This is a genomic window from Sphingobacterium rhinopitheci (assembly GCF_022627575.1).
GTDB lineage: Bacteria > Bacteroidota > Bacteroidia > Sphingobacteriales > Sphingobacteriaceae > Sphingobacterium > Sphingobacterium rhinopitheci.
In genome coordinates this window covers 20,294-32,597 of record NZ_JADEYQ010000004.1, presented here as the reverse complement: position 1 = coordinate 32,597, position 12,304 = coordinate 20,294, and the positions used below count along the sequence as shown (strand labels likewise).

The following is a 12,304-nucleotide window of genomic DNA, read 5'->3' as shown; positions in this document are numbered from 1 at the left end:
GTAAAACTACAATTAACTATTTATAGCACGATAAAGTTTTTTTCATGGCCTTGCGCGCTACGTGTATTCTCGTCTTAACGGTACCGATAGGAATGCTTAATTGCTCTGATATTTCATGATACTTATACCCTTCGAAATACATCGTAAATGGCGTATAATAATCTTCCGAAAGATTGTTTAACGCAATATTGATGTCTTCCATTACGAATTTATTCTCTCCCATGTTCTTTGTAGATGAAACAACTAAATTAGCAGCAGATATCTCTTCTTCTTTGGTAATAAGACTATTTGTTTTGTTGATTCTTCTGTAATTGTTAATGAAAGTATTTTTCATTATGGTATAAAGCCAACCTTTTAAATTTGTTCCATCTCGAAAGTTGCTAAAATAAGTAATTGCTTTTAACATAGTTTCTTGCACTAAATCATTGGCATCTTCATTATTCTTTGTGAAATTCCGCGCATAGGATTTTAATGAGTCGGAGTGATGAATAACCAGAGAGTTGAATTCAAATTTGTTCATAGCGGTGTCGTTTATTGTTTTTTAGTTAATATAATTACCAGTATTTACAAGGGCCTCAGGTGAAGTAATTAGATTTACCGATTGTTAATAATTTGATGAATTTTATTACTTGTTTTTAACTAAACAAACACCGTGCTAAAGTTTTGTTCTTTTTGTTGTTTAATGACAAAAAAAATATCGTAAACAAACAAAATCTTTGTTTAATTAGTTTAGAGAACTTTTTCGTAGTGAAAAATAAAAAAAAATATTTCAGTAAAAATTATAATATGTTTACTTCACGCTCTAATTCAATATCAAATTTCAATTGTACGTCTTTAATTATGAGTGAGGATACATCATATATTTCGATGCCGGTTGCTTTTCCTGAATTAGTAATTACAAGAGCCTGATTTTTCCAAATAATAACATTACCTACTTGTTTGCCTTTCCATCCACAAGTTTCAATAAGCCAACCAGCAGCTAGTTTATATAATCCATTATCTAATGTATAGTAAGCTATATCTGGATATATTTTTAACAGGTTGTTTAATTTATTTACATCGATTATTGGATTCTTAAAGAAAGAACCAGCATTGCCTATCGTAGTAGGATCAGGTAGTTTTTCTACTCGAATATGCGATACTACTTCAGCAATATCTTTAATTGTAGGTTTTGAAATAGATCTTTTAACAAGTTCATTTTCTATAGAACCGTAACTTGTGTTCAAAGGTGTATGTATCTTTAAGTTGTAGGTGACAGACATAATGATATATCTTCCTTTATATTTGGATTTGAAAATACTATCTCTATAGGTAAAAGCACAATCTTTATTTGTAAATGTTCTTATTTCACCCGTATAGCTGTCAAATGCCCTACAAGTGTGAAAAATATCCATTAATTCAACACCATAGGCGCCAATATTTTGTACAGGAGAAGCGCCAACTGTACCAGGTATTAAAGCCATATTTTCTAAGCCAGGAAAATTATGATCAATACAGTACCATACTAAATCGTTCCATATCTCACCAGCAGCAGCAGTAATGTAAATGTTGTTGCCTTCGATGAAATGCTGAATCCCTTTATTATTTATTTTTATAATAGTACCCTCAAAATCTTTAGTAAATAGAATGTTACTTCCGCCACCAAGAATAAAAAAAGGTTCCTTAAATATTCCTTGTTTGAAAATATCTACTAAATCCTTTTCATTATGGACTTCAATAAAAGTGTTTGCGATAGCTTCTACTCCGAATGTGTTGTGATTTTTTAGGGATATATTATGTTGTACTTCCACTTATGATGTTTTTGACTTTTACCTTTAAAAATTCAAATCAAAGTATTATCTTTAATTCAAAAGTTGTGTAAAGATAACAGAAAGCACGTATTAAGGATAATTTTTTTTCATATCACATGCCAAAAAACGCAGACGAAAAGAGAGGTAAGATCTTAGAAGTAGCAAAGAAACGTTTTGCTCATTATGGTTTAGCAAAAACCACAATGGCTGAAATTGCTAAAGATTTAGCTTTTTCTAAGGCTTTATTATACTATTATTTTCCCGACAAATCTAGCTTGTTCAAAGCGGTTGTTGAAGATATTGCGGAGGAGCTTAAAGAGGAGATCACGAAATTGATACATCCTCAAATTACTGCTGAAGAAGGGCTTTATATAGTTTTGGAAAATAGGATAGCTTATTTGAAAAAGTATTTCTACATCATTGAATATACGCTGTTAAATCGTAAAGACACACCGAATGATATCAATGAATTATTGATGAAATCTTTTAAAGATCAAAAAGATTTAGTCAAAATGGTGCTTGATTATGCTGTGCAAAGTGGTGAATTGACCCCAATAGATACAGATGAAATAGCAAATATTTTTCTAAATGCTTGTATGGGCATGCGTTCTGTGGTAATGAAAGATTTTAAAAATTATTTTGTTCCTCATAAAGATGAATTTGATTCTGTTCTTCTACTTCAAAAGAAAATCGCACATATTTTTGTTAGAGGGCTTAAAAATTAGCTTGTTTTAGTAGGATATCTTGGATGATGCGCACTGCATGTATTCTTGAATTTTCGATAAACCATAGGTGGGTATTGAGACCACCACAAACGACACCTGCCAAATACATATTAGTAATATTTGTTTCCATGGTCATTGCGTCATGATGTGGAATCATCGAATTCCTAGGATCCATTTGTATTCCAAAATGAGATAATAGTTCGAAGTTGGGTCTATAACCTGTTAATGCCAACACAAAATCATTTGGGATTGTTATAACCCCATTAGGTGTGGAGATACTTGCGGCAGATGCTGTTATTTCGGTGATATTACTGTTATAAAATACATCTATTTCTCCTTCTGCAATTCTATTTTCAATATCAGGCCTCACCCAATATTTAACACGTTGACTTATCTCATTAGAGCGTATTACTAAGGTTACTTTAGCACCTTTGCGGTAAGTTTCCAATGCTGCATCTATAGATGAGTTACTGGCCCCTACGACAATAACATGCTGACCTGAATAATAATGTGGGTCATTATAATAATGTTTTACTTTCTCCAATTCTTCGCCTGGTATATTTAGTAACATAGGGATGTCGTAAAACCCGGTAGCAACGATTATATTCTTTGCTTTATACTTATTTTTTGTCGTCGTTATGTTGAAAATATCATTGTGTTTATCACAATCTGTGACAGCTTCAAATAATTTTGTCTGCAGCTCAAATTTGTTATGTATTCTTCGGTAATATTCTAATGCTTCTGTGCGCTTTGGTTTAGGATGGGTAGTGACAAATGGTGTATCACCAATTTCCAACTTTTCGGAGGTCGAAAAGAAGGTCATATTAACAGGGTAATTGTATAATGAATTAACTAAACATCCCTTCTCAAGTATAATATAAGATAGATTGTTTTTTTTAGCTTCAATAGCACATGCTATGCCTATTGGTCCTGCTCCTATAATAACGATGTCGTAAATATTATCCATTTGCTAAGCTGTTTTTTATTTCTATTTCTTCACTTTTCGAAGTGAAGTCATTTGTTATCTTTTGTAAATCTGTTGTTATTTTTAGTAGAAACTGCAGTTGATCTTCGATTAATTTACCATCATCAGAACTACTATCTCCATCTTCTAGTTTAACCATATCACCGATAGGGGCAAAATCCACTACATTATATGTATCCTCCAAAGAATAGATTAACTTCTCTAATATATGGAGTGATTTGTATAATAACCTCAAATGCGTATTAGTAAAATATGAAGTGTCAGCATTCCTCAATTGTGTCATTAATGTAGCTGAATAAGAGGAGAAGATATGATTTAAGATTACAAATCGATTGACTTCTTTTGTTATATTTTGTCTCCATTTTGGCTCTGTCAACAAACGTTGAAATGTAGATCCCATATTCGCTGACGCAATATATACTTCCTTTCGTGCAAGCTTGTAATCTGTTGTACTTAATTCTTTTTTGGATAATAGTATGATCGCCTGTGCAATGTATTGATAGTTGGCTATCAGTAGACTGCGCATATTGCTTTTAATTTGAAAACTTTCCCAATTGGGGAAAATAATATAGCTTGATAAAAATGCGATCGTACCACCTATAAAAGTATCTATTATTCTTTCTTGAGCCATCTCAATAGAATTGGTCCCCGTGAAACTAAGCATAATAAGTACATAAGGCGTCATAAAGATAACTGCCATAATGTAGTTGACGCGAAACAAACTATATGCAATCAAAAAGAATAATATTAATATACCAAAACGAACATTGATATCGTGAATCGTAAAGAGTATTAACCCTCCAATGATACCGCCTATTACAGTACCTATCAATCGTTGTAAGTTTCTTTCTTTGGTAAGACCAAAACCGGGTTTGAGGATTACCAGCACGGTCAATAGTATCCAATAAATCGCTTGAAGCTGAAAGGAGAAAAAATTGAGAATTAGGTATGTTCCTGAAAGTACAATAGACATGCGTAGAGCATGTCTAAATACCGAAGAATTCAAACTCAAATTGTCTTTGAAGCTTTGCCAGTTTAGTACATCTGTTTTGATAAACTTTTTGCTTTCGTCAATTTCCGTCTTCTCAATACTTATTGATTTAAACTGCGCATAGTAAAAAATATCCTTTAAATGTTTTGTTATCGTACGGATATTAATAACGATTTTTTTTAACGGTATTGAGTTTCTATCATGAGTTGAATCGTAATTTTCTATCGCTATTCTTAATTTATCAATCTCTTCTTCAAAATTGTATATGGGAATAGGTGTTTTGTTAGCATTTATTTTATAACCAATGTTATCCAATTCATGCGTTATCTTTGCTAATATAGCTTTGATGTTATCTAATATGCCCGATTCAGCATAGTTATTACGAATAGTATCATAATCGTAATGCGTAGTCATGCTCTGTTCGAATAAATCTACGATATCATTAAATATTAGGGTTAGATAACGTCCTTCTTTTGTGGTATCCTTTATAGATCGTTTGCTTTGAAATAAAATATCCCTAAGATTTTCTTGGTGTTCATTGATTAAAACTTGTTTATCGATAAGCTTAAGGTAATTTGCATCAACATCGCTTTTGGTATTGTAAAAGTTGGCTTTTAGTCTGATATAGTCCGCAACATGAATAATAGTTTCTGAAAGCTCTTGTTGAGCGAGTCGATAAGGTCTGACCTGCATAATCGAAAAACTAACCAGCATATACCAAAGTGCCCCTATAATAAAGTACAATAAAAAAATAAGTTCTTCTTTATATGTGTAAACGTCGTCTATATTAATTAGCATTATCAGAATGCACATCATACCAATAGTGGATGCTCTAGAGTTAAATACAGCAAGCATAGCACCTACAAAGGATATTGCGGCTATCGTGATAGTCATTAATGGGAGTGAGTTATTCACTAAACAGGTAATGATCATCGTAAAGATGCTCAATATAGTACAATAGAACATTCCTAGTTTTCGGTGATGTGGTGCTCCTGGTGTATCCGATAATCCCACTATGAGCGCACCCAAGGAAATAAGCGTTCCTGTTTTGAACTCTCCAAATATAGCACATACTATCACGGGAATTATAGTTCCTATTGTAATACGTAGGCCTTCAGCAAAATATTGACCGTAAAAAAAACTACTTATTTCTTCTGTTTTTTTCATGCAGAAATCGACATTATTTAGTTAAACAAAGGAACTAAATATATTGCAATTGTCTTATATTAAATAGCTTTAATATCTCTTTTATAGTTATTTATTTGATAATGGAACAATAATCACATACCTAGAAATTCAGCATTATAAAAAGGCTGCCTTTTTTGGACAGCCTCTTCAGTTATTTAAGATGAATAACAACGTACGTAGCTATTTTTATTAATTATCTAAACGAATTATTTATTTTTTTTCAAATTGCGTTTATTCATAATAAGCAAAAGTAATTCATTTATTATGGAATAACCTCTAGTGTAAGTTGTGTTTTTTACTTCGTATTGTGTAAGGATTTTTGTTTAAAAAAAATCACATTTTTACTGTTTTTGGTAAATACTTAGCAATAAGATCCTCATAATAAGGTTTTAATTCACTTATGACAGGTGGTTTTGGACTTTTAGAATATAAGTCGTATGGGTTGAATTTATCCACCCATTCGAACATTTTATGGTCATGACTTGTCATTAAATGATCGTAAGCATGATCCCTATGCTGCGAGTAAAATGAATGATAACGTATCATATACTGTGCCTCCTCTGGTAAATAATCCTTTAGTATTTGATAGAGATACTCATCGTGTCCCCATGACATTTGCACATTTTCTAAGCCACAGTTAGGTTTATATACGCCATATTTCGAATTGTACCGCTCGTCCTGATTATCTGGGTTCGCCTCAAAAAATTCGGAATAAACGATTTTGTCGGAAAATCTACAACCTACAGGGAAGGTATCACCTACTACTGCCCACTGTGGCTCTCCAAATAGACACAATATTTTGCCCATGTCATGAATAAATCCAGTTAGAACGAACCAATCTGGATGCCCGTCTGCACGTATAGCTTCAGCCGTCTGTAGTAAATGCTGCAATTGATCTAAATCAATATCTGGATCAGAATCATCAACTAATGTGTTCAAAAATTCCATAGCTCCCCATATAGTCATTTCTTTGCGATTGAATTGTAGAAAATCGTGCCTTTTTTCCTGTACAAAATCGTAAGTTTGATGTTTATGGTTCATCCTATAAAACTCCCTAACAGTGTCCCTGTCTGGCGTATCATAATTGCGGTATTCAGCCTCACTTTTTTTTACTTTTTCTTCTGGATATCGAATTAATACGTCATCCTCCCAAACCTCAATGCTCTTCAAAGGGTTCTTCTCTTTCTCTGTAAAATTCATTGTCTTTTTCATTGTTATTATATTTTACTAATTATTTTTTTATCATACTTTGTGCGTATGAATTGTCAATCTTGCAATTGTTTATTACATTCTCCGTAAAGCTCTTTATTAAGATATCTCTATTAATAAATGCTACCAAAACACGGTATATAAAGCGGTTAGAATGCCGACGATCACGACTGAGCCCACAATAAAACCTGGGGAACACCTAAATTCAGATGGATCTACTTCTATGATAACGGGAGCATCTTTGCTTTTGCGGTCCAATAAGCTTATGATGACGATCAGAATAATAAGCGTCACAAAAACTATTGACATACGGTCTAAGAAAGGATAATCAGGAAATGCTCCACCCGTCCAAACCGGTAAAAATTTTAATACCACAGAAAGTGGAATTGTTAATAAAGCTGCCGTTAGTGCCGCTGCGGATGTCGTACGACGCCAGAAAAATCCAAATAGGAAAATCGCTAGAACACCGGGCGAAATGAAACCAACATATTCTTGAATAAATTGGTATGCTTGATCCAAAGTGCTTAGGGCAGGGGCTACCACACTTGCGATTAACAAGGATAAGATAACAGTCCATCTTCCTGTACGGACGATTTTTTTCTCCGAGGCATTCTTATCAAAAAATTTATGGTAAATATCCAATGAAAATATTGTCGATATACTATTGGCTTGTCCCGCAAGGGAGGAGATGATAGCGGCTACTAATGCTGCAAATGCCAATCCTTTTATACCTTCAGGCAATAAGTTTAATAATGTAGGATAGGCGTGATCTGGCTTTACGACACCTAATGAATCTTTCATTTCTGTTTGAAACATTCCATTTTGATAAAGGACAAAAGCGATGATACCTGGGAGAACAGCTATGATAGGAATTAACAGTTTGAGAAAAGCAGCAAAGAGAATACCTTTTCGCGCTGTCTTTAAATCAGCTCCTAATGCACGTTGAACAATGTATTGATTACAACCCCAATAATTTAAATTGTTGATCCACATACCGCCAATCAATACACTCAAACCGGGTAAATCCCGATAATATAAATTTGACTTGTCGAATATCATTTCGAAATGCAATGGAGCTTTTTCTTTTATTATGACCAGTCCTTTTAATATGTCATTGCCATATCCAAAATGCTCTGATACTAAATTAAGCGCTAAATAAGTAGTTACTAAGCCGCCTAAAATCAATACAAATACCTGTATGACATCAGTGTAACCGATAACTTTCATTCCCCCTAGTGTCACAATAACGGCACTTATAGACAAGCCTACAATGCTCCATGTAAACGGGATGGTAGAAATGGAAGATATAGCAAGCGCACCCAGATAAATAATAGAGGTAAGGTTTACAAATACATATACCAATAGCCAAAAAACGGCCATCACTGTACTTACGGTGTTATTATAGCGCTTTTGTAAAAATTGAGGCATGGTATAAATGCCATTTTTCAAGTAAACAGGAATGAAATATACTGCCACAATAATTAAAGTAGCAGCTGCCATCCATTCATATGTAGCGATGGCTAATCCTAATGCAAATCCAGATCCGGACATGCCAATAAAATGTTCAGCCGAAATGTTTGAAGCAATAAGTGAGGCACCAATTGCCCACCATGTTAAAGATCCTTCAGCGAGGAAAAAATCCTTGGAATCCAGATCTTTTGATTTCCTTCGGGTATAAATATAGTAGCCATATAAAGCCACAAGTAGAAAGTAAACGAAGAATACGGCATAATCACCTGTCTTGAGTTGATTCATATGTTTTGGAGTTAGTAATTAAAATTTAGCGATACTATGATGTCTTTCGGCATCCAGGTGTATAAATTTTAATTATATTATTTATGTAAATTGGTCAATCTAAGTTAAATAAATACTTTCTCGTTAGTTAATTAATTTTCTATTTTTTTTACGAAAACGTTTTCTTTTTTAGTGATATTTATTTAATATAAAGCAAAGGTTAATTTTAAAGATGTTAATAAAGGGGTATAAAAACTTTAAAAGGTTCTAATGCTTTATATAATTGTCAGAAAAAAATAATAAAGGTGAGTTTTGGAATTTAAGCAGATTGAATTCGTATGGTTGGTTTTCCTACCTGAATTCTATTTTTAATCATAGATAGAATTATGTATGGGGGAATTAAAGAGGTAACCTATAAGTTTTTTAAGAAACTTAATAATTTCTAAATTATTATTTTGAAATAATAATAGCTTGAATTGACCTTTTAAAATTATAGCAATAAGAAAATGTTTATCCGCGAATAGGTTGGGAGTATACGGAAGGTTTTGTCGGTTTGAAAGTAATCTATGGGCTAATTCCTAGTCGTATTTAAATAAAACTAAAATAGGTTAATTTTCATTGAAAATCAACCTATTGAAGCAGGTGAAAGCTGTGAAGTTACTTTAAATGTATGTCAAAATATTTAGCTATTTTCTGATACATGTGAATTCTATCTTTGCCTCTAACGTTGTGTTCATGCGTAGGATATAGGAAATAATCAACTTCCTTGCCCGCTTTAATAGCTTGCTCTACAAATTGCATGCTGTGTTGCTGTACGACTACTGGATCTTGTGCACCGTGAATAATCAGTAGATTTCCTTTTAGTTTGTCTGCTTTATTTAATAAAGAAGTCTTTTTATATCCTTCGGGGTTTTCTTGTGGTGTATCCATGTAACGCTCGCCATACATGACCTCATACAGATGCCAATCCATCACTGGACCTCCAGCGACACCAGTATTGAAAATATCGTTGTGTTTTGTCATTAATGAAGTTGTCATATATCCGCCATAGCTCCATCCGAAGATGCCCATCTTATCTTTATTGACATATGGTAAAGATTTTAAATAGTCGATACCTACTAATTGATCCTCCATTTCAGCTTCTCCCAATTGACGATGCGTGACACGTGTAAAATCTCTACCACGCGCATCTGAGCCACGATTGTCTAGTGTAAACACGATATAGCCATTTTGAGCCATATATAAATCGAAATATCCAGCACCACCGAGCCATCTATCCGTCACCAACTGTGCATGTGATCCTCCGTATAAATAAACCATAACGGGGTATTTTTTTGTAGGATCAAAGTTGGTAGGGTAGGTGATACGTGCATTTAGTGGTGTTTTATCATCTGGGGATAAAAACTCTAAAAATTCAATCTTTGGTAAATTGATAGTTCCGTCAAATGGGTTTTGTGCATCAAGAATAGTTGTTGCCTTATTTGTTTTGGTGTCTATAATTTGAATTTTATTAGGTGTATTCAAATTACTGTATTGGTCTAATATATATTTGCCAGATGGGCTAATATTAGCATTATGTGTTCCGTTGGTTGTAGTAAGCTGTATTGTTTTTCCTGTTTTAAGATCTACTTCAAACAAGTGACGTTCTAATCCTTTATTTGTTGCTCCCGTATAATAAGCTTTGTTATAAGAACTATTAAAGCCTTTGAAGTCAATTACGATTACATCTTTATATCCTAAATTTTTAATTAATTTTCCTTCTGCATTATATAGGTACAATTGGTTGAAACCATCCTTGTCCGTTTGATATAAAAACTGATCTGGATTATTAGGAATAAAAATAAGTGGATTTTGTGGCTCTACCCATGTATTTGAAGTTTCTTCAAATAATGTTTTAACTAAATCTCCCGTTTTAGCATTATATTTATTGAGTTTAAGGTGATCTTGTCCGCGGTTCAAGATTCCGACATATACATATTCATTAGAAGGATCCCATGTTACTGTCGTTAGGTATTGTTCTTTTGGTTCACCTGTTTTTAATGTTGTAAAGTGGTTATTAATCGTATTGTAAATGATCAGATTCACCTCTTCACTTTTCATTCCCGCCATGGGGTAACGGGTATTATCGATAGTAGCTACAGGCATATCCCATTGTGGTAATGGGTACTTGCTAACCATTGTCTCATCCTTTTTGTAGAATAATAGATTTTGGTTGTTGGGTGACCACCACATACCTTTATTGATCCCAAATTCTTGCCTATGTGTGTTGTCACTACCGTTTACTATGCCGTCAATAGTATCTTTGGTTACCTGTATTTTGCGTCCATCTTGGCTTAATATTTCGATGTTATTTCCGATTAGGTAAGCCGTCTGACTATTATTGGTTGTAAATTCCGGATTGGTACTTTTAGTTGGTAATTTATGGACTACTTTAGCCTTTTTGGAACCAATATTATAGTGAAAAGAGTATGTGTTTTCTGGAGAAGGGATATCGAATGCAATAGTATTTTGATCTATCCATTGGTATTGCGAGGGAAAATATTTAAGCTTTATTATGCCATCTCCTATACTGCTATTTATAGCAGCTTGGATTTCATCGAGCGAAGCTATTTGTTGAGGTTTCCAATAATTTTTGGCATCGCGAGCTATTAAATATTGATATGAATCGTCTAAATGGGTGAAAATATCAGCGTTTTTGGCCCATTGTGTTGATGATAATGATTTTGGAGCAAATTTACTGGGCCCATATACTGTTTCATCAATTGTGAAATTACGCTGTGCATAAGCGCATGTTGTTGAACTTATTAATAATGCGAATAAGATTTTCTTCATTGTAAATATGGTATAAAGGCCCGAAATTAATTAATTCAGCATAGATTATATAATTACGTTTGTAAAATTATAACGGTCTTATCCAAATATTTCGGAAACTTACAGCATCATTATGATCTTGTAAAATGATAGGACCTGCACCATGAGATTTTTGTTGTGGTAAACCAATGTATTCCGTCGTTCCTTCAATTTGTGTATTATAATGTACGACCACTCCATTATGTAGCATCGTAATAGTTCCTTTTTTCACTAAGATACCATCTTTGTTGAATTTCGGAGCGCTGTATAAAATATCATATGTATGCCATTCCCCAGGTTTTTTTGTTGCTGTGAGTAACGGAGGTTGCTGTTTATATAAAGCGGCTGCTTGACCATTCACGTAGGTGGGATTGTTGTTGTTGTCTAAGATTTGTAATTCGTATAGACCTTGTAGGAATATACCAGAGTTACCTCTACCTTGTCCTTCTCCTTTGATTTCTAAGGGGCTACGCCATTCAAGATGTAATTGAAAGTCTTCAAAATTTTCCTTTGTTTGAATATCACCACTTTTAGGTTTTACCGTAAGAATGCCATTTTCAACTAGCCAATCCGCCGGTTTGGAAGGATCTTTACTACTTACCCATTGATTTAAATTTGCCCCATTGAATAATTGTATTGCATCACTTGGCGCTTTGTTTGGCGCTGTCTCTACCGTTCTTAATTTTGGGGTGTAAAACTCTGTGTCTTGTGGTTGAAATTTTGTTTGCGCTTGGATATAGGATGTAGCCAATAGCGCAAAACTTGCTAAGATTATTCTTTTCATATTTTATTTTGGTTATGTATAGTAAATATATAAAGAATCATATAAAAT

Annotated in this window: 9 protein-coding genes; 1 reads left to right on the top strand and 8 read right to left on the bottom strand. The window is 33.5% G+C overall.

The annotated features are described in order from the left end of the window. Positions 1-16: 16 nt before the first annotated feature. Positions 17-520: a sigma-70 family RNA polymerase sigma factor gene (locus IP023_RS06890; RefSeq protein WP_241789530.1), complete on the bottom strand. Its 504-nt coding sequence runs from the start codon at positions 518-520 to the stop codon at positions 17-19. Between the two features lie 259 nt (positions 521-779). Next, positions 780-1,790, bottom strand: a complete 1,011-nt coding sequence (gene murB / locus IP023_RS06885; protein ID WP_241789529.1) for a UDP-N-acetylmuramate dehydrogenase — start codon at positions 1,788-1,790, stop codon at positions 780-782. 116 nt (positions 1,791-1,906) lie between these two features. Here murB and IP023_RS06880 point away from each other — a divergent pair, with 116 nt between their 5' ends. Further along, entirely contained in the window at positions 1,907-2,515 is a 609-nt protein-coding gene (locus IP023_RS06880; RefSeq protein ID WP_241789528.1) for a TetR/AcrR family transcriptional regulator, read from the top strand. On the opposite strand, the gene IP023_RS06875 is transcribed toward IP023_RS06880, so the two are convergent. The 6 genes from IP023_RS06875 to IP023_RS06850 form a co-directional block, all read right to left on the bottom strand. Next, positions 2,505-3,482 (bottom strand): YpdA family putative bacillithiol disulfide reductase, encoded by a 978-nt coding sequence (locus IP023_RS06875; RefSeq protein WP_241789527.1) that lies wholly within the window; start codon positions 3,480-3,482, stop codon positions 2,505-2,507. The genes IP023_RS06880 and IP023_RS06875 overlap by 11 nt on opposite strands. Continuing rightward, positions 3,475-5,658 (bottom strand): FUSC family protein, encoded by a 2,184-nt coding sequence (locus IP023_RS06870; RefSeq protein WP_241789526.1) that lies wholly within the window; start codon positions 5,656-5,658, stop codon positions 3,475-3,477. The genes IP023_RS06875 and IP023_RS06870 overlap by 8 nt, the downstream gene beginning before the upstream one ends. A 354-nt stretch (positions 5,659-6,012) precedes the next feature. Then, positions 6,013-6,891, bottom strand: coding sequence for an inositol oxygenase (locus tag IP023_RS06865; RefSeq protein WP_241789525.1), 879 nt, complete (start codon positions 6,889-6,891; stop codon positions 6,013-6,015). A 120-nt stretch (positions 6,892-7,011) separates the two neighbouring features. Continuing rightward, complete coding sequence (locus IP023_RS06860) at positions 7,012-8,643, bottom strand: sodium/sugar symporter (RefSeq protein WP_241789524.1); 1,632 nt, start codon at positions 8,641-8,643, stop codon at positions 7,012-7,014. Between the two features lie 636 nt (positions 8,644-9,279). Continuing rightward, positions 9,280-11,454 carry a S9 family peptidase gene (locus IP023_RS06855; RefSeq protein ID WP_241789523.1) on the bottom strand — a complete coding sequence of 725 codons (2,175 nt, stop codon included), beginning with the start codon at positions 11,452-11,454 and terminating at the stop codon, positions 9,280-9,282. Between the two features lie 67 nt (positions 11,455-11,521). Then, positions 11,522-12,256 carry a 3-keto-disaccharide hydrolase gene (locus IP023_RS06850; RefSeq protein WP_241789522.1) on the bottom strand — a complete coding sequence of 245 codons (735 nt, stop codon included), beginning with the start codon at positions 12,254-12,256 and terminating at the stop codon, positions 11,522-11,524. Positions 12,257-12,304: the final 48 nt, after the last annotated feature.

What these genes read in the sequence shown, in the direction of transcription:
- IP023_RS06890 (WP_241789530.1), bottom strand. Translation starts at nt 520, where the DNA reads ATGAACAAATTTGAATTCAACTCTCTGGTTATTCATCACTCCGACTCA.
- IP023_RS06880 (WP_241789528.1), top strand. Translation starts at nt 1,907, where the DNA reads ATGCCAAAAAACGCAGACGAAAAGAGAGGTAAGATCTTAGAAGTAGCA.
- IP023_RS06875 (WP_241789527.1), bottom strand. Translation starts at nt 3,482, where the DNA reads ATGGATAATATTTACGACATCGTTATTATAGGAGCAGGACCAATAGGC.
- IP023_RS06870 (WP_241789526.1), bottom strand. Translation starts at nt 5,658, where the DNA reads ATGAAAAAAACAGAAGAAATAAGTAGTTTTTTTTACGGTCAATATTTT.
- IP023_RS06865 (WP_241789525.1), bottom strand. Translation starts at nt 6,891, where the DNA reads ATGAAAAAGACAATGAATTTTACAGAGAAAGAGAAGAACCCTTTGAAG.
- IP023_RS06860 (WP_241789524.1), bottom strand. Translation starts at nt 8,643, where the DNA reads ATGAATCAACTCAAGACAGGTGATTATGCCGTATTCTTCGTTTACTTT.
- IP023_RS06855 (WP_241789523.1), bottom strand. Translation starts at nt 11,454, where the DNA reads ATGAAGAAAATCTTATTCGCATTATTAATAAGTTCAACAACATGCGCT.
- IP023_RS06850 (WP_241789522.1), bottom strand. Translation starts at nt 12,256, where the DNA reads ATGAAAAGAATAATCTTAGCAAGTTTTGCGCTATTGGCTACATCCTAT.